The organism is Roseateles sp. DB2 (genome assembly GCF_051857535.1).
Taxonomy (GTDB): Bacteria; Pseudomonadota; Gammaproteobacteria; order Burkholderiales; family Burkholderiaceae_C; genus Roseateles_B.
The window spans coordinates 194846-215125 of the sequence record NZ_JBPZGY010000001.1 but is presented as its reverse complement, the minus strand read 5'-3'; the positions used below and the strand labels follow the sequence as shown (position 1 = coordinate 215125).

Annotated in this window: 18 protein-coding genes and 1 tRNA gene; 6 read left to right on the top strand and 13 right to left on the bottom strand. The window is 67.0% G+C overall.

What is annotated here, in order from left to right:
• Positions 1-14: 14 nt before the first annotated feature.
• From ACS5PK_RS00835 to guaB, 4 genes are all read right to left on the bottom strand, one after another.
• Positions 15-872: a branched-chain amino acid ABC transporter permease gene (locus tag ACS5PK_RS00835; protein ID WP_439438387.1), complete on the bottom strand. Its 858-nt coding sequence runs from the start codon at positions 870-872 to the stop codon at positions 15-17.
• Positions 873-1729: 857 nt separating this feature from the next.
• The gene (gene guaA / locus ACS5PK_RS00830; protein ID WP_439438386.1) at positions 1730-3334 is read right to left on the bottom strand and encodes a glutamine-hydrolyzing GMP synthase; all 1605 of its coding nucleotides are present in this window, start codon (positions 3332-3334) and stop codon (positions 1730-1732) included.
• A 12-nt stretch (positions 3335-3346) separates the two neighbouring features.
• On the bottom strand, positions 3347-4615 hold the full coding sequence (locus ACS5PK_RS00825; RefSeq protein WP_439438385.1) for an MFS transporter: 1269 nt from the start codon (positions 4613-4615) through the stop codon (positions 3347-3349).
• Between the two features lie 83 nt (positions 4616-4698).
• Positions 4699-6171, bottom strand: coding sequence for an IMP dehydrogenase (gene guaB / locus ACS5PK_RS00820; protein WP_439438384.1), 1473 nt, complete (start codon positions 6169-6171; stop codon positions 4699-4701).
• A 257-nt stretch (positions 6172-6428) separates the two neighbouring features.
• Here guaB and ACS5PK_RS00815 point away from each other — a divergent pair, with 257 nt between their 5' ends.
• On the top strand, positions 6429-6959 hold the full coding sequence (locus ACS5PK_RS00815; protein WP_439438383.1) for a DUF4124 domain-containing protein: 531 nt from the start codon (positions 6429-6431) through the stop codon (positions 6957-6959).
• Between the two features lie 18 nt (positions 6960-6977).
• Here the strand turns inward: ACS5PK_RS00815 and ACS5PK_RS00810 are convergent, their stop codons facing one another.
• Complete coding sequence (locus ACS5PK_RS00810; protein WP_439438382.1) at positions 6978-7331, bottom strand: RnfH family protein; 354 nt, start codon at positions 7329-7331, stop codon at positions 6978-6980.
• Positions 7318-7773 (bottom strand): type II toxin-antitoxin system RatA family toxin, encoded by a 456-nt coding sequence (locus tag ACS5PK_RS00805; protein ID WP_439438381.1) that lies wholly within the window; start codon positions 7771-7773, stop codon positions 7318-7320. Before ACS5PK_RS00805 ends, ACS5PK_RS00810 begins: the two co-directional genes overlap by 14 nt.
• 46 nt (positions 7774-7819) lie before the next feature.
• Here ACS5PK_RS00805 and smpB point away from each other — a divergent pair, with 46 nt between their 5' ends.
• Both smpB and ACS5PK_RS00795 read left to right on the top strand, forming a co-directional pair.
• Positions 7820-8284 carry an SsrA-binding protein SmpB gene (gene smpB, locus ACS5PK_RS00800; protein ID WP_439438380.1) on the top strand — a complete coding sequence of 155 codons (465 nt, stop codon included), beginning with the start codon at positions 7820-7822 and terminating at the stop codon, positions 8282-8284.
• 67 nt (positions 8285-8351) lie between these two features.
• Positions 8352-9443, top strand: a complete 1092-nt coding sequence (locus ACS5PK_RS00795) for an adenosine deaminase (RefSeq protein WP_439438379.1) — start codon at positions 8352-8354, stop codon at positions 9441-9443.
• Here the strand turns inward: ACS5PK_RS00795 and ACS5PK_RS00790 are convergent.
• From ACS5PK_RS00790 to ACS5PK_RS00775, 4 genes are all read right to left on the bottom strand, one after another.
• Positions 9427-10629 carry a PLP-dependent transferase gene (locus tag ACS5PK_RS00790; RefSeq protein WP_439438378.1) on the bottom strand — a complete coding sequence of 401 codons (1203 nt, stop codon included), beginning with the start codon at positions 10627-10629 and terminating at the stop codon, positions 9427-9429. The genes ACS5PK_RS00795 and ACS5PK_RS00790 overlap by 17 nt on opposite strands.
• Before the next feature lie 100 nt (positions 10630-10729).
• Positions 10730-12130 carry a 30S ribosomal protein S12 methylthiotransferase RimO gene (gene rimO / locus ACS5PK_RS00785; protein WP_439438377.1) on the bottom strand — a complete coding sequence of 467 codons (1401 nt, stop codon included), beginning with the start codon at positions 12128-12130 and terminating at the stop codon, positions 10730-10732.
• A gap of 118 nt (positions 12131-12248) precedes the next feature.
• Positions 12249-12827, bottom strand: a complete 579-nt coding sequence (phaR, locus tag ACS5PK_RS00780; protein ID WP_439438376.1) for a polyhydroxyalkanoate synthesis repressor PhaR — start codon at positions 12825-12827, stop codon at positions 12249-12251.
• 144 nt (positions 12828-12971) lie between these two features.
• Entirely contained in the window at positions 12972-13775 is an 804-nt protein-coding gene (locus ACS5PK_RS00775) for a S1C family serine protease (RefSeq protein ID WP_439438375.1), read from the bottom strand.
• 254 nt (positions 13776-14029) lie between these two features.
• On the opposite strand from ACS5PK_RS00775, the gene ACS5PK_RS00770 reads away from it, so the two are divergent.
• From ACS5PK_RS00770 to ACS5PK_RS00760, 3 genes are read left to right on the top strand one after another with little or no spacing between them, the layout of a single operon-like run.
• Positions 14030-14761: a hypothetical protein gene (locus ACS5PK_RS00770; protein ID WP_439438374.1), complete on the top strand. Its 732-nt coding sequence runs from the start codon at positions 14030-14032 to the stop codon at positions 14759-14761.
• Entirely contained in the window at positions 14758-15930 is a 1173-nt protein-coding gene (locus tag ACS5PK_RS00765; RefSeq protein WP_439438373.1) for a M48 family metalloprotease, read from the top strand. The genes ACS5PK_RS00770 and ACS5PK_RS00765 overlap by 4 nt, the downstream gene beginning before the upstream one ends.
• A gap of 1 nt (position 15931) precedes the next feature.
• Positions 15932-16531, top strand: coding sequence for a hypothetical protein (locus ACS5PK_RS00760; RefSeq protein ID WP_439438372.1), 600 nt, complete (start codon positions 15932-15934; stop codon positions 16529-16531).
• A 318-nt stretch (positions 16532-16849) separates the two neighbouring features.
• Here ACS5PK_RS00760 and ACS5PK_RS00755 read toward each other — a convergent pair.
• The 3 genes from ACS5PK_RS00755 to ACS5PK_RS00745 all read right to left on the bottom strand — a co-directional run bounded on the left by ACS5PK_RS00755 (position 16850) and on the right by ACS5PK_RS00745 (position 20195).
• Positions 16850-16926: transfer RNA gene (locus ACS5PK_RS00755), tRNA-Val, on the bottom strand.
• A 123-nt stretch (positions 16927-17049) separates the two neighbouring features.
• On the bottom strand, positions 17050-19320 hold the full coding sequence (locus ACS5PK_RS00750; protein WP_439438371.1) for a RelA/SpoT family protein: 2271 nt from the start codon (positions 19318-19320) through the stop codon (positions 17050-17052).
• A complete protein-coding gene (locus tag ACS5PK_RS00745; RefSeq protein ID WP_439438370.1) occupies positions 19317-20195 on the bottom strand; it encodes an alpha/beta fold hydrolase in 879 nt (292 codons plus the stop codon). Before ACS5PK_RS00745 ends, ACS5PK_RS00750 begins: the two co-directional genes overlap by 4 nt.
• Between the last annotated feature and the right edge of the window lie 85 nt (positions 20196-20280).

Below are 20280 nucleotides of genomic sequence, written 5' to 3'. Positions count from 1 at the left end.
AACACGAGGCCTGCTCATAGGCTTCTCACCGCGACGAGGCCGGACGGACGCAGGATGAGCACCAGCACGATGACCAGCAGGGCCACCAGGTCGGCGAACTGATCCGACAGGGCAAAGGTGGTCACCACCTCGGCGAAGCTCAGCACAAAGGCTGCCATCACAGCCCCTGGCAGGCTGCCCAGGCCACCCAGGATGGCGATCGCGAAGGCCTTCACCAGCCAGTAGGACCAGATGGTCGGGACCAGGATGATTGCGGGAGCGACTACCGCGCCGGCGAAGGCGGCCAGCGCCGCGGACAGCACCACCGTGGCGCCCACCACGGCCGATGCGTCCATGCCCACCAACAAGGCACCCTGGCGGTTCTGAGCCACCGCGATGATGGACTTGCCCAGCGCCGTGTGATGCAGAAAGACCCACAGCGCAGCCAGCAGCGCTGCGGCCAAGGGGAACAGCAGCATCTCGAGCTTGAGCAGGCGCACGCCCAGCAGGACCTGACTCCCGGGCAACAGCGCCGGCACGCCGGTGCTCGTGGCGCCCAGGCATGCCCTGAGGCATTGTTCGATGAACAAGGCCACGGACAAAGACATAACCATGACGTAGGAGCCCGACTGCAAGCGGCGGTGCAGCAGCACGGCATAGAGCAAGGCAGCCACCGTGCAGGTCGCTGCCACGGCCAGTGCGATGGCCAGCAGCAGCCAGCGTCCACCGAAGACATGCTCATGGAAGAGGTACGTGAAATAGCCTCCGAGCATGAACAGCGAGCCGTGTGCCAGATTGAGCACCCCGCCCACGGAGAACACGAGCACGAAGCCCACGGCCACCAAGGCATAGACCGATCCGCGGCTGATCGTGAACAGGGCGATCTCAAGCATGGCGTTGGCCCTCGCGAAGGGCCCACGGACAGGGTCGGAACCTGCTGCGGGGGACGATGGACATGGAGCATCTCCGGTCATCAATTTATGATGATAAATATAATGAATTCGGAAATTCCATGTCCACTGTAGAAGACTAGGTAGTTACCCCAGCGTGGCCGCTCGTGGGGATTGTGGTCATCCCGGCCGCGTAGAGGTGATGGGCTGTGCTGTGCGTGTTGACAGCTGACAGCTCGGGAGGGTTCATGCGAAGCGGGCTGGCGCTCCGCAGGAGCAAAAAAAAGGAAAGCCGAAGCTCTCCTGGATGTCTTGCTGCTTTCGAATCGCCGCCGAGTCATGAGGCCCCGTTGTCGTCTTGCCGCGCTCCCCAGGCCGACACCTGTGACCGCCCCCTTTCAGCCACCCCGTGCGCCGGCAGCGTGCTTCGTCCCGAAGCGCGCTTGGAGCTGGGCGCTCGCCGTCTCACTGGGTGGCGTCCTGCACTGGCACATCGCCAGCGGCGAACACCACACCCCTCGCTGCGCGTGGGCCTTGGTTATAGCGCCAACGTGGGCGTGTACCGGCCCCTGCACAGGGTCGCGATGGAGCTGGCTCCTCCGGTGCTGCGGCAACCCGCTGAGGCAGATGCGACCTTCTATCGCCGGAAGAAGCAGCGCGGCAGCCTGAGGGCCCGACCAGGTCCGTGAGCTCAAGCAGTTGCGGGAAAAGGTCGCGCGGCTGAAGACGCTCGTGGCAGGCCTGAGCCTGAACCAGGCGATCTTGCAGGACATCGCCACGCCAAAAAAATGAAAGCCCGCAACGATGCGGGCTTAGGTTCATTTACTGCCAGCAGATGCCGGCACACGCCAGACGCGTGATCATTCCCACTCGATCGTCGCAGGCGGCTTGCTGGACACGTCGTAGGTCACGCGGTTGATGCCCCGCACCTCGTTGATGATGCGCCCCGACACTTTCTTCAACAGGCCATACGGTAGCTCTGCCCAGTCAGCGGTCATGAAGTCGCTGGTCTGTACTGCGCGCAAGGCCACGACGTAGTCATATGTGCGGCCGTCGCCCATCACACCCACACTCTTCACGGGCAGGAAGACGGTGAAGGCCTGGCTGGTGAGGTCGTACCAAGTCTTGCCCGAGGCTTCATCCTTCCAGTTGCGCAACTCCTCGATGAAGATGGCGTCGGCACGGCGCAGCAGGTCAGCATAGTCCCTCTTCACCTCACCCAGGATGCGCACGCCCAGGCCCGGGCCCGGGAACGGGTGACGGTAGACCATCTCGTGCGGCAGCCCCAGGGCCACGCCCAGCTCGCGGACCTCGTCCTTGAAGAGTTCGCGCAGCGGCTCCAGCAGCTTCAGGCCCAGTTGCTCTGGCAGGCCGCCCACGTTGTGGTGGCTCTTGATGGTGGTGGCCTTCTTGGTCTTGGTGCCGCCACTTTCCACCACGTCGGGGTAGATCGTGCCTTGAGCCAGGAAGGTCGCCCCCTTGTGCCCCTGCCCGCTGGCCTTGAGCTTCTCCGCTTCCGCCTTGAAGACGTCCACGAACAGGCCGCCGATGATCTTGCGCTTTTTCTCCGGGTCAGTGACGCCGGCCAGTTGACCCAGGAAGAGTTCGCTGGCATCGACGCGGATCACACGCGCATGCAGCTTGCCCTCGAACATCTCCATGACCATGTCACCTTCGTTGAGGCGTAGCAGGCCGTGGTCGACGAAGACGCAGGTGAGCTGGTCGCCGATGGCGCGGTGGATCAGGGCCGCGGCCACGCTGGAGTCCACGCCGCCCGACAGGCCGAGGATGACTTCCTCGTCACCCACCTGCTCGCGGATCTTCTGGACGGCTTCCTCGATGTAGCCACGCATGACCCAGTCGCCCTTGCAGCCGGCGATATCCCGCACGAAGCGGGTCAGCAGCGCATGGCCCTGCACGGTGTGGGTCACTTCCGGGTGGAACTGCACGGCATAGTAGCGCTTGGCCTCGTTGGCCATGCCGGCGATCGGGCAGCTGGGCGTGGAGGCCATCAGCGTGAAGCCCGGGGGCAGCGCGGTGACCTTGTCGCCGTGGCTCATCCAGACCTTGAGCATGCCGTGGCCTTCCGGCGTGGCGAAGTCCTGCAGGCCGTCCAGCAGCTTCGTGTGGCCGTGGGCCCGGACCTCGGCGTAGCCGAACTCGCGGTGCTCGCTGGCCTCCACCTGGCCGCCCAGCTGCACGGTCATCGTGAACATGCCGTAGCAGATGCCCAGCACGGGCACTCCCAGGTCCCACACGGCCTGCGGCGCGCGCAGCTCGTGGTCCTCGTAGGTCGATGCATGGCTGCCGGACAGGATGATGGCCTTGGGTGCATAGCTGCGGATGAAGTCGTCCGACACATCGTTCGGATGGATCTCGCAGTAGACATGGGCCTCACGGACGCGGCGGGCGATCAGCTGGGTGACCTGGGAGCCGAAGTCGAGGATCAGGACTTTGTCATGCATGGTGGTGCTCACTCAGTGGCCGGCCGGCGCCGATGCAGCGCTGGCCGAAGGTGTGGCCCGCGCAAAATGGCGCCAGGCGAAGAACAGGGACAGTGCCTGCAGCAGGGCACAGAAATAGAAGGGCGCGCCGGCCAGCCAGTCGGTCGGCGGCACGTCCGACACGAGGTACATCAGCCCGGGGCCGATCACCGGCGCCAGCACGGCCATCACGCTGTTGAGCGAGGAGACCGCGCCCATGGTCTCGCCCTGGGTGCGGGCGTCGGCCGCGTTGGAGATGAGGCTCTGCAGCGCCGTACCGGCGGCAAAGCCCAGCACGTTGACGACGATGGGCACGTACATCATCCAGCCCTCGGTGGCCCAGCCCCAGAAGGCATTGGTCAGCACGGCGGAAACCAGACCCCACAGCACCAGCTTGTGCGGCGCGATGGCCTTCAGCAGGCGCGGCATCAGGAAGCCCTGCACGATGACCGACATCACGCCCACCGCGAACAGCGACAGGCCGTTGGCCTTGGGCCCCCAGCCGAACTTGTGCGTGGTGTAGAGCACCCAGCTGCTGTGCAGGATGAGCTGCGCCAGGCCGCTGAGGCCCAGCACGAAGACCAGGCCGCCCACGCCCTTGAGCTTGCCCAGGCGGCTCAGCGCGCTGACCGGGTTGGCCTTGCGCCATTCGAAGGGGCGACGGTTCTCGGGCTTGAGGGACTCCGGCAGCACGAAGAAGCCATACAGCCAGTTCACCAGGGCCAGCGAGCCGGCCACGAAGAAAGGCAGGTGCAGGTTGATGTCACCCAGGATGCCACCCATGGCCGGCCCGAGGATGAAGCCCATGCCGAAGGCCGCGCCCAGCATGCCGAAGCGCTTGGCGCGCTCCTCCGGGGCGCTGATGTCGGCCACATAGGCATTGGCGACGGCTGCGTTGGCCTGCATGGCACCGCTGACCAGACGCACGGCCACCAGCATCCACAGCGCGGTGGCGACGGCGGTGACGAAGAAGCTCAGGGCCAGGCCGCAGAAGCCGATGAGCATCACCGGGCGGCGGCCGTAACGGTCGGACAGGGAACCCAGGATGGGCGAGCCGAAGAAGTTGGCGATGCCGAAGGCAAAGGCCACGGCCAGGTAGGCCAGGCTGTGCTCGGCCGGCGTGCGGGCGAAGGTGCCCACCAGCGGCGGCAGCACCGGGATGATGAGGCCGATGCTGATCATGTCGATCAGCACGGCGATCATGATGAACAGCATCCCGGCCTGGCGCCCGGACTTGGGAACGGGTGCGGGAGTTTCAGACACGGTCATTGCTTGTGCTCATGGCAGCTGCGGGCCGGAATGAAAGCAGGGGCGACCTGCGTCGCCCCTGCTTAGCACTTGCCGGCTTATTCCGATCGGTAGTTCGGCGCCTCTTTGGTGATCTGCACGTCGTGGACATGGCTTTCGCGAATACCCGCGGCGGTGATCTCGACGAACTCGGCGCGATCATGCATCTCGGCGATGGTGGCGCAGCCGCAGTAGCCCATGGAGGCACGCACGCCGCCAGCCATCTGGAAGACGATGGCGACCATGGAGCCCTTGTAGGGCACGCGGCCTTCGATGCCCTCGGGCACCAGCTTGTCCGCGTTGGGGTTGGTGGTCTCGTCGTTTTCCTGGAAATAGCGGTCCGCCGAGCCGGCCTTCATCGCGCCGATGGAGCCCATGCCGCGGTAGCTCTTGTAGGAGCGGCCCTGGTAGAGGATGACCTCGCCCGGCGCTTCCTCTGTACCGGCGAACATGCCGCCCATCATGACGGCGCTGGCGCCGGCAGCGATGGCCTTGGCGATGTCGCCCGAGTAGCGGATGCCGCCGTCAGCGATCAGGGGCACGCCCGTGCCCTTGAGCGCGGTGGCGACGTAGTCGATGGCGGTGATCTGAGGCACGCCCACGCCGGCCACGATGCGGGTGGTGCAGATGGAGCCTGGGCCGATGCCGACCTTGACGCCGTCAGCGCCCGCCTCGACCAAAGCCAGGGCGGCCGCGCCGGTGGCGATGTTGCCACCGATGACGTCGACCTGCGGGAAGTTTTTCTTGACCCAGCGCACGCGCTCGATCACGCCTGCGCTGTGACCATGGGCGGTATCGACCACGATGGCATCGACGCCCGCCTTGACCAGCAGCTCGACGCGCTCCTCCGTGCCATCACCCACGCCCACTGCAGCCCCCACGCGCAGCTTGCCTTGCGCGTCCCGGGCGGCATTGGGGAAGTTGGTCTGCTTGGTGATGTCTTTCACCGTCATCAGGCCGCGCAGCTCGAAGGCATCGTTGATGACCAGCACGCGCTCCAGCTTATGCGTGTGCATCAGGGCCTTGGCCTCGGCCAGCGAGGCCCCTTCCTTGACCGTGATCAGGCGCTCGGCCGGGGTCATGATCTCGCGTACGGAAGCGTCCATGCGCGTCTCGAAGCGCAGGTCGCGGCCAGTCACGATGCCGACCACCTTGCTGCCTTCCAGCACCGGGAAGCCCGAAATGCCGTGCTGCTCCGACAGGGCTTTGACCTGGCGGACCGTGGCGTCGGGGGTGATGGTGATGGGATCACGCAGCACGCCCGACTCATAGCGCTTGACGCGGGCCACCTCGGCGGCCTGCTGCTGCGGCGTGAGGTTCTTGTGGACGATGCCCATGCCGCCTTCCTGGGCCATGGCAATGGCAAGGCGGGATTCCGTGACCGTGTCCATGGCGGCTGACACCAGGGGCAGGTTGATCCGGATGTTGCGGGTCAGTTGGGTGGCGAGACTGGTGTCGCGGGGCAACACCTGGGAGAACGCAGGCACCAACAACACATCGTCGAAGGTGAGCGCTTTTCCAAGAAGGCGCATGAGGGTGGCTCCAGACGCAAAGCGGCATTATAGGGAAGTCGCGCCAGGACTGCCTCACCGACCGTGAAAACCGGGCGCAGTGACCACCAGCCTTGAGCGAAGCGGGGGCAGTCGTGAACTATGGCCTTGGCTTCACCACAGCCCGCCACTAGCGTCAAGGCAGTTTCACATTCGCTGACAACTGCATAAGCTGGCTGGGAGGCCAAGCCTTCGGGCCCGCCATACACTTTGTGGGATTGACTTGGAAAAGAACTGACATGTCGTTGCGCCTCTCCCCCTGCCTTCAACTGCTGTCATTGAGCGCACTGCTGCTGCTCGGCCCTGCCGCCGAGGCACAGTGGAAATGGAAGGACGCCAGCGGCAAGATCCAGTACAGCGACCTTCCGCCGCCCTCCAGCGTGCCAGACAAGGACGTGCTGCTGCGCCCACCTGGCGCCCGAGCTACCGTGGTCCCCTACGGCTCGGCCCAGGCCGCGGCGGCCAGCGCCGCAGCCGCAGCCTCGGCCAATGCCGCGACCGAGGCCGCCGCCAAAAAGGAGGCCGAGCAGCAGAGCAAGGCCAAGAAGGAGGCAGAACAGGCCCAGGCCAAGAAGGCCGCCGAAGAGCAGAAGCTGGCTGCAGCACGCGCCGGGAACTGCGCCCGCGCCCGCCAGAGCCTGGCACTCATGGACTCAGGCATGCGCGTAGCCACCATGAACGAAGCGGGCGAGCGCAGCTTCATGGACGACAAGCAACGCGCCGCCGAACGCGAGCGCGTACAGGGCATCGTCAAGAGCGAATGCCGCTGAGGCTGCCGTCGGTGCTGTTCAGGCGCTGGTCTTGCCTGCCAGGGGGCGGTGCCGCGAGACGATACGCCGTCCAGTAGCCCGGTAACGCAGCCGCCGCGCCTCCTTGGGATCCACCGTCAGGGCACGGTAGACCTCCACGCGATCACCCGTCCTGAGGGTGGCATCCAGAGGCTGGACACGCCCCCATACACCAACAGACAGCGGCCCCGCCGCCTCCAGCCCCGCGCGATCGGCGACGAAGCGGGGCGATGCGTCCAGCGCCTGTGCCAGCGTGCTGCCCTCAGCCAGTAGCAGCCGCTCTGTCAGCACGCAGCCCGGCCGAGGGCTCCAGACGAGTTCGATGTGAAGCGCGGCCGGCTCAGCGGGGGCCATAGACCACCTCGGCACGCTTGACGAAGGAATCCACGAAGGTCGCGGCGATGCGGTCGAAGACCGGGCTCACCACCGCCTCGAGGGCGGCGCTGGAGAAGGCGTAGTGCAGCTCGAACTCGACCTTGCAGGCCTGCGGCGGCTGCCCTGGCGCGGCGCTCAGCGGAAGGAAGGTCCAGTCGCCCTCCAGCACGGAGAAGGGCCCGTCGACCAGGCGCATGGCCACGCGCTCATGCCCCTCGTGCGTGTTGCGCGTCGAGAAGGACTGCCGCACCCCGGCAATGGACAGGCCCACGCGCGCCGTGACGCCATCCTCGTGCGTCTCCAGCACCTCGGCGCGATCGCACCAGGGCAGGAACTCGGGATAGCGGGAAATGGCCGTCACCAGGTCGTGCATTTCCTGGGGCGTGTACCAGAGCAGAACGGACTTCTTCACATGCTTCATACAATGCCGGGATTGTATTGGCCGCCCGCGGCCCGAATGAGTCTCCATGTCCATCGCTGAAAACCGCCGCGCCCGATTTGAGTACCACATCGAAGAGCAGTACGAAGCCGGCATCGTGCTGGAGGGCTGGGAGGTCAAGGCCATCCGCGAAGGCCAGGTCCAGCTGCCCGACGGCTATGTGCTGATCAAGGACGGCGAGCTCTTCCTGATCGGCTGCCGCATCAACCCGTTGCGCACCGCCTCGACCCACGTCAACCCCCTGGCCGACCGCACGCGCAAGCTGCTGATGAAGAAGGAGCAGATCCGCCGCCTCATCGGCAAGGTGGAGCAGCGCGGCTACACCATCGTGCCGCTGAACCTGCACTACAAGGACGGGCGGGTGAAGGTCGAGATCGCCCTGGCCAAGGGCAAGGCCCAGCATGACAAGCGCGAGACCGAGAAGAAGCGCGACTGGGAGCGCGAGAAGGGGCGGCTGATGCGCCACAAGGTCGGCGGCCCCGCCAAGGACTGACGCCAACGGACACACCCGCGGCGCCGCATCCGGCCCATACTGTCCCCATCCCTCCTGGAGGACAGCCATGCCCCATCCCAGCCTCCCCACGGACACCCTGCTAGCCCTGCTGCGCCATGCGCCCAAGGCCGAGCTGCACCTTCACATCGAAGGCTCACTGGAGCCCGAGATGATGTTCGCCCTGGCGCAGCGCAACGGCATCGCCCTGCCCTACCCCGACGTCGCCACGCTGCGCCGGGCCTACGACTTCCAGAACCTCCAGAGCTTCCTGGACCTCTACTACGCCGGGGCCAGCGTGCTGCTGCAGGCGCGCGATTTCGAGGACCTGGCCTGGGCCTACTTCCAGCGCGCCAGGGCCGACGGCTGCGTGCGCTGCGAGATCTTCTTCGACCCCCAGACGCACACCGACCGCGGCGTGCCGCTGCCCCTCGTGATGCAGGGTCTGCAGGCTGCCATCGCACGGGCGCGGGGGGAGCTGGGGCTCAGCGTGGGTCTCATTCCCTGCTTCCTGCGCCACCTCAGCGAGGAGGCCGCCCTGGACACGCTGGAGGCCCTGAAGCCCTACCGCGAGGACCTGCTGGGCGTCGGCCTGGACAGCAGCGAGCTGGGCCATCCGCCCGAGCAGTTCGCCATGGTGTTCGCCGCCGCGGGCGCCCTGGGCCTGCACCGGGTGGCCCATGCCGGCGAGGAAGGTCCGCCGGCCTATATCTGGGATGCGCTGCGGAGCCTGCACGCCGAGCGCATCGACCACGGCGTGCGCTGCCTGGAAGACGCGGCCCTCGTCGCCCACCTGCGCCAGGCGGGCACGCCGCTGACGGTCTGCCCGCTGTCCAACGTCAAGCTGCGCGTGGTGCAGCGCCTTGAGGAGCACTGCCTGCCGCAACTGCTGGCCGAGGGCCTGTGCGCCCTGGTCAATGCCGACGACCCGGCCTACTTCGGCGGCTACCTCATGGACAACATCGAGGCCTGCGTCCGCGCGCTGCCGCAGTTGGGGCTGGCCGAGTGGCATCGCCTGCTGGACAACAGCCTGGCAGCGAGCTTCGCACCCGACACCGACAAGATCGCCTGGCGCGCCCGGCTGGCGCGGGACTTCGCCGCGGCCGGCTTCGACCCCGGCGCGGCCCCTGAAGCCACAGAAGCGCTCAGCCCAGGCGCCTGAGCGCCTGAGCCAGGTCCGCCTGCAGGTCGTCCGCCGCCTCCAGGCCGATGGCGAAGCGCACGATGTGCCCCGCCTCGTAGGGCAGCCCCAGGGAACGGCTGCGGCTCATGTTGTAGGGCACAGCCAGACTCATGGGTCCAGCCCAGGAGTAGCCGATGCCGAAGAGCTCCAGCGCATCCACGAAGGCATCGACCTGCGCCGCGCTGTACTGCGGCTGGAACACGGCCGAGAACAGGCAGGCCGCGCCGCCCGCGCTCAGCTCGCACCAGTGGGCATGGCCCGGCGAGCCCGGCAGCGCCGGGTGCAATACCTGAGCCACCTGCGACTGGGTCTGCATCCAGCGGGCCAACTGGCGGGAGCTGGCGTCCTGGGCGCGGTAGCGCAACTCCAGCGTGGGCAGGCCGCGCAGCACCAGCTCCACATCGTTCTGACCCAGGCCATAGCCCAGGTGCTCGTGGCAGTCATTGAGGCGGTCGTGCAGGGCCTGGTCGCGGGTGTAGACCGCGCCCATCAGCACGTCGGCACCGCCCGAGGGGTATTTGGTGAGGGCCTGCATCGAGATGTCCACGCCTAAGCCCGGCTCGCGGTCCGGCAGCAGGTCAAAGGGCTTGAAGGCCACGCCGGCACCCCAGGTGTTGTCCAGCGCGGTGGTGATGCCACGGGCTTTGCAGGCGCGGATCAGGCCGATGAGATCCGGAAACTCCAGCGTGATGGAGCCCGCTGCCTCCAACCAGACCAGGCGCGTGTTCTCGCCCAGCAGGGCCTCGAAGGCGGGGACATCCAGCGGGTCATAGACCTTGTGCGTGATGCCCAGCCGCGGCAGGAAGCTGGCGCAGAGATGGCGATTCTGGCCGTAGACGTTGTCGGGGATCAGCACCTCATCGCCCGGCTGCAGCAGAGCCAGGCTGACCACTGTGATGGCGGAAAGGCCGCTGGGCGTCAGCAGGCAGTGCTCCGCGCCCTCCAGCGTGGCCAGGCGCGCGGCCAGCGTGTAGGAAGTGGGCGTGCCGTGCAGGCCATAGCGATAGCTCTTGCCGTCGCGGGGGCGGTAGGTGTGCAGGTCCGCCGTGTCCTTGAACAGCACGGTGGAGGCCTTGAAGACGCCCACCGGCATGGCGGCCCAGCCCTCGGGCGGCTGGTAGGGGTGGTGGATCTGCTCGGTGGCAATGGCGCGCTTGGGCTTCATGGGCGGGAGGCAGTGTTGCGGACCCGACCAGGCTGGCCGGACACGGGCCCTGGAGAAGGGCGCCGCCCGGGGCAGCCCGGCGCGGCGCAAGAAGCAGCCCTCAGATGGGCATGCCGATCAGGTCATGGCCTTCGGCTGCCACGATGCGGGCGCGGGTGAACTCGCCCACCTTGAGCGTCTTGCTGGCCTTCTCGGGCGGCAGCAGGCGCACGGTGCCGTCGATCTCCGGCGCATCGGCATAGCTGCGGCCCACGCCGCCCTTGCGGCCCAGGGCCGGGGCAGAGTCGACCAGCACCTGCATGGTGGCGCCGATGCGGCTGCGCAGCTTGTCAATGGAGACCGCCTCGGCCACTTCCATGAAGCGGGCCTGACGCTCCTGGCGCACTTCGTCGGGCAGCGCGCCGGGCAGCTCGTTGGCGGAAGCGCCGGACACGGGCGAGTAGGCGAAGCAGCCGGCGCGGTCGATGCGGGCTTCCTTCATGAAATCCAGCAGGTACTGGAACTCGGCCTCGGTCTCGCCGGGGAAGCCCGCGATGAAGGTGGAGCGGATGACGATGTCCGGGCACACGGCACGCCAGGCCTGGATGCGCTCCAGGTTCTTCTCGCCATTGGCCGGGCGCTTCATGCGCTTGAGCACGTCAGGGTGCGCATGCTGCATGGGGACGTCCAGGTAGGGCAGGATCAGGCCTTCGGCCATCAGCGGCAGCACCTCGTCCACGTGCGGATAGGGGTAGACGTAGTGCAGGCGCACCCAGGCGCCGTGCTGCTTGGCCAGCTCGCCCAGTTGGGCGACCAGGTCGAACATGCGGGTCTTGACGGGCTTGCCGTCCCAGAAGCCAGTGCGGTACTTCACGTCCACGCCATAGGCACTGGTGTCCTGGCTGATGACCAGCAGTTCCTTCACACCGGCCTCGAACAGCGCGCGGGCCTCGTTCAGCACATCACCGATGGGGCGCGAAACCAGGTCCCCACGCATGCTGGGGATGATGCAGAAGGAGCAGCGGTGGTTGCAGCCCTCACTGATCTTCAGATAGGCGTAGTGCTTGGGCGTGAGCTTGATGCCCTGGGCCGGCACCAAGTCGATGAAGGGGTCATGGGGCTTGGGCACATGCAGATGCACGGCGTCCATCACCTCCTGCGTGGCATGAGGGCCGGTGACGGCCAGCACGCTGGGGTGGACCTCGCGCACGAGGTTGTCGGTGTTCGCGCCGCTCTTGGCTCCCAGGCAGCCGGTGACGATGACCTTGCCGTTTTCGGCCAGGGCCTCACCGATGGTGTCCAGGCTTTCCTTGACGGCATCGTCGATGAAGCCGCAGGTGTTGACGATCACCAGATCCGCGCCGGCAAAGGTCTTGGAGGTGTCATAGCCCTCGGCCCGCAGCTGGGTGAGGATGAGTTCGGAGTCGGTCAGGGCCTTGGGGCAGCCGAGGCTGACGAAGCCGATCTTGGGGGCGGCCGTGGCCGCGACGGCCTCTTGGCCCGTGGAGGTGGATGCGCTCATCCCGCGATTTTAGGCGGTGGCGCGTGTGGCACTCACGCCGCCCGCTCACTGCGCCATCAAATGGCCACGACTTGATGACTTCTTGGTGCCAGCATCTGCGCTGCGGCGCCTGGGAGGCCTACTTCTTGCCGCCAAACCCCGGCATGCCCGGCATGCCGGGGAACATCGCCCCCGCCTGCTGCATTTGCTCCTGCATCTGGGTCAGCAGGTTCTTGCTCTGCTCCATGTAGCTACCCATCAGGCCCTGCATGGCGGGCGTCTGGCCGCTGAGGAACTGCGTCCAGAGCTCGGGGCTGAAGGGCAGGCCCTTGCTCTGCTCGACGAAGCTGTGCTGCAGATCAGTAAAGGTCTGCAGGTTCTTTTCCAGGTAGGCACCCATCACGCCCTGCATGGCGTGGCCGTAGAAGCGGATGATCTGCTCCAGGATCTGGGTGGAGAACATGGGCACGCCGCCGGTCTCCTCCTCCAGGATGATTTGCAGCAGGATGGAGCGTGTCAGGTCATCGCCGGTCTTGGCGTCGCGCACCTCGAAGATCTGCCCCTGCAACACCATGGCCTTGACATCGGCCAGGGTGATGTAGCTGCTGGTCTGGGTGTCGTAGAGACGCCTGTTGGGGTACTTCTTGAGCACGCGCGGGCCTGCCTTGCCGGCCGGATCCTGCGTGGATGACGCCTTGCCGCGACGGGCAGTGACCATGGAAACTCCTTGAACGAGAGCGAAGATTCTAGGAGCGCCCCCGCCGCGCCCCCGGACGGGTTTTCCCCGTCGTTCGGGGGGGAGGCAATGGCCTTGCGGGCTCCGAGCGCATTCAGCAGGCACCCGCCGGGCGCCCACGCCAATTCAGGGCTTGCTGCTCCGAACGAACTCCGCCGCCACATCGGCCGGAATGGCATAGGTGATGCCAGTCGGCGAGCTGAGCGCGGACTCCCGCGTGCCCTTGATCAGCACCATGCTCACCACACCCAGGACCAGGCCGCTCTCCGGCTCAAAGACCGGCCCGCCGCTGTTGCCCGGATAGGCCGTCACGTCCAGCTGCATCACCTGGAAGCCGCCGTCGCGCAACTGCCGGATGGCACGCGGCGACAAGGCCTGTGCCACCGGCGGCGGCAGCACGACATCGGTCATGGCCGCCAGCACACCCCGGTGCGTCACGGCCGTGTAGCCCACGGCGCCAGCCAAGGGGAAGCCCATCAGAGCGATGTCCATGCCCTCGCGCAACTGCTCTGCCGAGGCCAGGCGCAGCGGCTTCACCGGCGCGCCCTCGATGCTGATCAGCGCCAGGTCCCGGCTCACGTCCTGAGCCACCACCATGGCCGTGCGCTGGCTCCACTTGCCCTTGCCCTCGGGCACTTGCACCACGAGGCGCCGCCCATCGACCAGCGCCGCAGCTTCCGGGATCACATGCGCATTGGTGAGCACATGGCGCCCCTCAAGCACCGCGAAGCCAGTGCCGCGGAAGTTGAAGCGCGGGGTGTCGGTCTCCGAATAGGTGCCCACCATCAGCACGGAAGGCTTGAGCTGCACGACGGTATCCGGCAGCGCGGCCCGCGCCGGCGCAGCCATGCCTGCCAGGAGGGCCGGCAGCAAAGCCAGCAGCGGCCGCCGACGCAGCCATGCGCGCGAATTGCCAGGGGATTGATTCATCGGGTCATGCAAAGCCGAACAGGACGCAGGAGCTCACGGAGCGGCCCATCTTCGCATCAATGCCCGCCAGCGCCGCAGACCACAGCGGGGCCTGCCCCGCCGTGCCGATGCGAGTGCGCCTCCTCAGGGTCTGTCTCGACACCAAACGACCCATACGTTTGCTAACATCCGCCGCCAGTTTCAGCCGACAGATCAACAACAACGGCTCTAAGCCCCCCCCAAGCGCCGGGGCCGCCTTTGAAGAGGGAGTCACCATGCAATTTCACTGGCGCCGCCTGCGCGCGGCCACATCCAGCGCCATTCTCGCCTTTGCCGCGCTCGCGGCATTGGCGCCATCAGCCCAGGCAGCCGATGCCAAGTTCCTGGCCCCTGGCTTCGTGAGCCTGCAGAAGGACAGCTCGGTGGTGCTCATGCCCATCGACGTGGAGCTGTTCGAACTGTCGGCAGGTGGTGTGGCCGAGCCCAAGGCAGACTGGACCGCCTCGGCTCACGAGCACATGAAGACCGCCCTGTCGGGCAGCACGAGCCGGCTGGGGCTCAAGACGCAGGCCATGGCTGAGGCCGACGCCGATGAATTCGCCGAGCTCATCGGCCTGCAGGCAGCCGTCGCTCGCTCCATCAACCTGCACCACGCCACGGGCGGCGCCTGGGCGCTCCCCAGCAAGGAAGGCAAGCTGGACTGGACCTTCGGCGACGCCATGCAGGCGCTGCAGACCAAGACGGGCGCCCGCTACGGCCTGTTCATCTGGGTCCGCGACAGCTATGCCAGCGCCGCACGCAAGGCTGCCATGGTGGGCATGGCACTGCTGGGCGTCGGCCTCAGCGGCGGCATCCAGATCGGCCACGCCTCCCTGGTTGACCTCCAGACCGGCACGGTGCTGTGGTTCAACAAGCTCGCACGGGGCTCGGGTGACCTGCGCGAGCCGAAAGCGGCCTCCGAGACCATCTCCCAGCTGCTGACCGGATTCCCCAGCACAGCGCCATGATGCAGCGACGAACCTGGCTGCGTGCCGCCTGCGGGCTGTGCGCAGCGGCGCCCGCTTGGGCGCATGCCTCGAGCGAGCTCGGGCCCGCGCCACTGGCGGAGTGGTCCCGGCCCGAGCGCTTTCCCAAACCCGAGCTGAGCTCGGACGAAGGGGGGCTGTGGGCCCTGATGGACCGCGAAGAGACCAAGGTGCGCCGCAGCCCCTTCCTGATGAAGGATCCGGAGTTGCTGGCCTATCTGCGCAGCGTGGCCAACAAGCTGGCAGGAAGCCATGCGCCCGACCTGCGCGTCTACCCCGTCCGCACGCCCTTCTTCAACGCCAGCATGGCGCCCAACGGCATGCTGCAGATCTGGAGCGGCCTGCTGCTGCGCGTGGACAACGAAGCCCAGCTTGCAGCCGTGCTGGGCCATGAGATCGGACACTACCTGCAGCGCCACACCCTGCAACGGGTGCGCGACCTCAAGGACAAGGCGGCAACGAGCGCCTTCATCGGCCTCTTCGGTCTGGCCGGCGCGCTTGGGCAGTTGGCCCTGGCCGCCAGCATCCAGTCCTTCAGTCGCGATCACGAACGCGAAGCCGACATCATCGGCCTGCAGCTGATGCACGAGGCCGGCTACGACCTGCGGGAAGCCTGGAAGATCTGGGACTACGTAGGCCAGGAAATGGCCGCCGCGCATGGCGGTGGCAGTTCGGAGCGAAGCCTGTTCGCCAGCCACCCGCCCTCCGTCGAGCGCAGTGACAAGCTGCGCCAACTCGCGGCAGCCTGCGGCGGCGGCGTCATCGGGCAGGAGGCCTTTGAACAGCGCCTGGCGCCGCATCGCTTCTCTCTCATGGAAGATGAGCTGAAGCGTGGGCAGTACGGCATGTCCCTGGTGTTGCTGGACAAGATGCTGGCCCGCGACCCCAGGTCAGCGGACCTCTATTTTTTCCGCGCCGAAGCCCGGCGCTTGCGTGCAGCGGAGCAGGACCGGGAGCTGGCCCTGCAGGACCTGCAGCAGGCCATCCAACTGGGCAGCGAACCAGCGCAGGCGCATCGCAGCCTGGGCTATCTGCTGCAGCAGCAGGACAGCAGCAAGGCCGGCACGGCCTTTGCCACGTATCTCCAGCGCGCACCCGATGCACCGGACGCTGCGCTCATCAAGACCTATATCCAAGAAGGAGGGAACTGACATGAACAAGCCACAACAAGGCGCCGTCCGACGCGCATGGCTGCTGTGCGCCGCCCTGGCGCTGGCCGGATGTGCCGCCGTGCAGAAGGTCGAGGTGGGTGACGTCACCATTAAGGAGCGCCTGGCCGTCACCATTGACAGCCCTTGGAACCAGTTCGGCACAGGCATGGGCGACAACACCCCGACCTGGACCAAGGAAGGCATCACCATCGACGCCCTGCAGTTCTACGTCGGCATCCGCGACGGCGCCCTGCTGGCGCCGCAACTGAGCGGCCAGAAGGACGCGGCGCCGCTGGTTTTCAAGTCCGGCATGCAGCCCGAGCAGGTCGTGGCCCTGTTCCAGAGCCTCATGACCCGCGATGGCTCCGCCTTCACCCTTGAGAAGATCGCGCCCACGGAATTCGTCGGCACCAAGGGTTTCCGCTTCGAGTACACGCTGACCCGCAAGATCGACGATGTGCGCCTGCAGGGCGTGGGTTGGGGCGCCATCAAGAATGGCGACCTCTTCCTGGTGAACTACGCCGCGCCGCGCCTGCGCTTCTTCGGCGCCTACCTGCCGCAAGCAGAGGCCATCGCCCGCAGCGCGCGCGTGAAGGGCTGAACACACCCAAGAGCGAGCCCGTACCACGACGGGCTACGCCACCGCACACAGCAAAAGGCCCGACGGCGCATTCAAGCACGTCGGGCTTTTTCATGACCGGACTGCACCGCAGCCCAGGCAGACCCGCCGTTACGGGACAAACCGGCAGCCAGGCGGCCTCCAGTGAGGCTGTGCAGGGCTTGCCGAGGCTCGGGAGTGGGTCATGGGCCCGGAGCAGCGCAAGTCAACGTAAAGCAGAGCAAAGCAAAAAGCCCGGCAACCTATGCAGTTACCGGGCTTCTTTTGGATTCCTCGCCGAAGACGAGGCCTACCAGAATCTGGTAGGCGCGATTGGATTCGAACCAACGACCCCCACCATGTCAAGGTGGTGCTCTAACCAACTGAGCTACGCGCCTGAAGAGCTTCGCACTATAGCATGGAATTTTCGGGTTTGTCTAGATTCTCGAAATTTTCTTCATGCAGGCTCCTGAGACGGTCTCTCGGTGGCGTTGCTCGCCTGAGCTGCAGGGCCTACGCACTCAACGCCGCCGCGCACTGCGCACGCCGCTGACCTGCGTCACCGCCTGCAGCACCTTGGACAGGCGGCTGGAGTCGCTGACTTCCACCGTCAGGCTGATCCAGCTGTTGGAGCCCTTGCTCTGCTTGCTGGGCTGCAGGTTCATGGCAGTGACGTTGAGCTTCTCCTTGGCGAAGACTTCCAGCACGTCGCGCAGCAGGTGCTGGCGCTCCATGGCGTCGATGATGACGTCCACCGGATAGGCCAGGCCCTGCCCGCCCTTGCCGGACTGTTCGCCCCAGGTGACGGCGATCACGCGCTCGGGCGCGCGCTGAGCCATCTCGCGGAAGTTGCTGCAGTCGCAGCGGTGGATGGCCACGCCCTTGCCGCGGGTCACGTAGCCACTGATCTCGTCCGGCGGAGCCGGGCGGCAGCAGCGCGCCAGATTGGTCAGCAGCGAGTCCACCCCCACCACCAGCACGCCGCCCTGCCCTGCACCCTTGCTGCCGGCCTTGGTACGGCGCAGGGCCAGTTGCTCGTCGGTCTCTGGCTGCTGCTCCTGCGGGCGCAGCAGCAGCTCGATATTGCGCAGCGAGTATTCGTCCTTGCCCACGACCTCGAACAGGGCATCGGCATTCTTGAAGCCCAGGCGCGAGGCCAGGTCCTCCAGCTTGACAGCCGTGCGGCCCTCGCGCTGCAGCAGCTTCTCGACCAGCTCGCGGCCCTTGGCCACGGTCTGCGCCTGGGCCTGGGCATTGAACCAGGCCCGGACCTTGGCGCGGCTGCGCTGGCTCTGCAGATAACCCAGCTCTGGATTGAGCCAGTCCAGCGAAGGCCCGCCGCCTTCCTTGAGTGCGCTGATCTCGATGGTCTGCCCGCTTTGCAGCGGCGTATTCAAGGGCACCATCTGGCCGTCCACCTTGGCGCCGCGGCAGCGGTGGCCGAGGTCGGTGTGCACGGCGTAGGCGAAGTCCACGGGCGTCGAACCCGCCGTCAGCTCCACCACGGCAGACTGCGGCGTGAAGACGTAGATGCGGTCGTCAAAGACACCCTGCGCCTCGTTGCTGACATAGTCGCGCTCCCAGGCCAGCAACTGGCGCAGCACGGCCTTGCGGGCCTGCGCGACCTGCTCCTCGAAGTCTCCCGCGGCGGCCACGCCGGCATAGCCCTTGGTGCCAGCCTCCTTGTAGGCCCAGTGAGCCGCCACGCCGTGCTCGGCATGCTCGTGCATGGCACGGGTGCGGATCTGCACCTCCATGGCCTTGTCGTCCGCGCCACGCACCACGGTGTGCAGGGACTGGTAGCCGTTGGGCTTGGGCTTGGCGATGTAGTCGTCGAACTCGCCGGCCACGGGCTGGTACTTCTCATGCAGATGGCTCAGCACGGCGTAGCAGTCCGCCACGTCCTTGACGATGACGCGCAGGGCACGGAGGTCGAAGACGCGCTCCAGGCTCAGACTCTTGCCCTGCATCTTTTTCCAGATGCTGTAGAGATGCTTGGGCCGGCCCTGCACCTCGGCCTCGATGCCGAGCTGCCGCAGCTCCTGCACCAGTGCCACGCGGGCGAACTCGACATTGACCTCGCGCTCCAGGCGCTTCTCGTCCAGGCTCTTGGCGATGGCCTTGTAGGTCTCGGGCTCCAGGAAGCGGAAGGACAGGTCCTCCAGCTCCCACTTGATCTGCCAGATGCCCAGGCGGTTGGCCAGGGGCGCGAACACGTGCAGGGACTCTGTCGCCAGCGCCTGCGGGCAGGGCTTCTTGCTGGCGGCGTAGTAGCGCAGGGTCTGCAGGCGCGAGGCCAGGCGCAGCAGCACCACGCGCAGATCGCGCGAGAAGGCCAGCAGCATCTTGCGCACGCGCTCGGTCTGCTGCTGGCGCTGCTCCTCCTCGACCAGGGCCTCCCGGGCCGCCCGCTGGATCTGCACCAGCTTGCGGGTGTGCGTCACAAGGCTGGCGTAGCTCTCTCCGAAGGCCTTGGTGACGATCTCCTCGGGCTTGTTGAGGAAATCGCCCGCATAGACGAGGTAGGCCGCGGCCTGCATGGCAGGTGCAGCGCCGACGCCAGCGAGCAAGGCCGCCACGCCGTCGGCATGGGCCAGCGCATCCTCACCCGTGTCCAGGGGCTGACCGCGCAACAGAGGCTCGGCGAAGGCACGCGCCCGGGCCACGGGCAGCAGGGGAGCCCCCTCGGCCTGCGGATCGGCGCCCGGCAGGGCGGCCGGCAGGTCGGCATCGGCCAGCGCCACGATGGGCGCCGCATGCTCGGCGGGGTGAACGGAAACTCCGGTCTTCATGCGCGCTTCAGGAACTCCTCGACGACGGCGATCTGGGCCTCGTCGCTGAACATGGGGGCATGACCTGCCCCCGCAATCTCCACCAGCTCGGCTCGCGGGCCGCGCTGAGTCATGGCCTCGGCGGTGGCGCGGGAGAGCAGGTCCGACTCTGCCCCGCGGATCAGCAGCGTGGGCATGCGCAGGCTGTCATAGCCGGCCCAGAGCATCTGCTCCGCCATCTTGGCGATCTCGGGCGTGACGGCGGCCACGGCCTGCGCAATGGCGGGGTCGTAGTGCAGCTTGAGCTGATCGCCTTCGGGTCCGGACTCTGGCCGGAACATGGGGCGGGACAGCGCCAGCCAGTCCTCGTCATTGATGGGGCCGAAGCCCGCGGAGATGGTGCGCAGATAGGCCGCGCCCTCCTCCACCGTCCGGAAGCGCAGGGGCTGGCCGAGGTAGCTGCCGATGCGCATCAGGGCCGCGGGCTCGATGCTGGGGCCTACGTCATTGAGCACCAGGCGGCGGACGGGCGTGTCCGGCAGCGAGGCCAGGGCCAGACCGATCAGGCCGCCCATGGAGGTACCCACCCAGTCCACCTGCTCCACGTCCAGCCGGGCGACGAGAGTGACCATGTCGGCCACATAGGTCGGGACCTGATAGGCAGCGGGGTTCTTGAGCCAGTCGCTGCGACCACGGCCGACCACATCGGGGCAGATCACGCGGTAGTCGCGGCTGAGATGGCGGGCCAGGCGGTCGAAGTCCCGGCCCTGGCGGGCCAGGCCGTGCACGCAGACCAGCACCCGGGGATTGTCACGGGCGCCCCACTCCCAGTAGGCCATGCGGTGCAGGCCGGTGGCGCTGATGCAGCGCAGGGTATTCAGCAGCGGTTCAGACATTGTTTGTATCCTCACGCGAAAGCGCCGGGGCCGTCCCCGGGATTCCGAAAGCCCGCGAGGGCGTTGACGGCATTCTGCCCTGGCG

Excerpts from the sequence above, each read along its gene's own strand:
- ACS5PK_RS00835 (WP_439438387.1), bottom strand. The coding sequence starts at position 872 with ATGCTTGAGATCGCCCTGTTCACGATCAGCCGCGGATCGGTCTATGCC.
- guaA (WP_439438386.1), bottom strand. The coding sequence starts at position 3,334 with ATGCATGACAAAGTCCTGATCCTCGACTTCGGCTCCCAGGTCACCCAG.
- guaB (WP_439438384.1), bottom strand. The coding sequence starts at position 6,171 with ATGCGCCTTCTTGGAAAAGCGCTCACCTTCGACGATGTGTTGTTGGTG.
- ACS5PK_RS00815 (WP_439438383.1), top strand. The coding sequence starts at position 6,429 with ATGTCGTTGCGCCTCTCCCCCTGCCTTCAACTGCTGTCATTGAGCGCA.
- ACS5PK_RS00810 (WP_439438382.1), bottom strand. The coding sequence starts at position 7,331 with ATGGCCCCCGCTGAGCCGGCCGCGCTTCACATCGAACTCGTCTGGAGC.
- ACS5PK_RS00805 (WP_439438381.1), bottom strand. The coding sequence starts at position 7,773 with ATGAAGCATGTGAAGAAGTCCGTTCTGCTCTGGTACACGCCCCAGGAA.
- smpB (WP_439438380.1), top strand. The coding sequence starts at position 7,820 with ATGTCCATCGCTGAAAACCGCCGCGCCCGATTTGAGTACCACATCGAA.
- ACS5PK_RS00795 (WP_439438379.1), top strand. The coding sequence starts at position 8,352 with ATGCCCCATCCCAGCCTCCCCACGGACACCCTGCTAGCCCTGCTGCGC.
- ACS5PK_RS00790 (WP_439438378.1), bottom strand. The coding sequence starts at position 10,629 with ATGAAGCCCAAGCGCGCCATTGCCACCGAGCAGATCCACCACCCCTAC.
- rimO (WP_439438377.1), bottom strand. The coding sequence starts at position 12,130 with ATGAGCGCATCCACCTCCACGGGCCAAGAGGCCGTCGCGGCCACGGCC.
- phaR (WP_439438376.1), bottom strand. The coding sequence starts at position 12,827 with ATGGTCACTGCCCGTCGCGGCAAGGCGTCATCCACGCAGGATCCGGCC.
- ACS5PK_RS00775 (WP_439438375.1), bottom strand. The coding sequence starts at position 13,775 with ATGAATCAATCCCCTGGCAATTCGCGCGCATGGCTGCGTCGGCGGCCG.
- ACS5PK_RS00770 (WP_439438374.1), top strand. The coding sequence starts at position 14,030 with ATGCAATTTCACTGGCGCCGCCTGCGCGCGGCCACATCCAGCGCCATT.
- ACS5PK_RS00765 (WP_439438373.1), top strand. The coding sequence starts at position 14,758 with ATGATGCAGCGACGAACCTGGCTGCGTGCCGCCTGCGGGCTGTGCGCA.
- ACS5PK_RS00760 (WP_439438372.1), top strand. The coding sequence starts at position 15,932 with ATGAACAAGCCACAACAAGGCGCCGTCCGACGCGCATGGCTGCTGTGC.
- ACS5PK_RS00750 (WP_439438371.1), bottom strand. The coding sequence starts at position 19,320 with ATGAAGACCGGAGTTTCCGTTCACCCCGCCGAGCATGCGGCGCCCATC.
- ACS5PK_RS00745 (WP_439438370.1), bottom strand. The coding sequence starts at position 20,195 with ATGTCTGAACCGCTGCTGAATACCCTGCGCTGCATCAGCGCCACCGGC.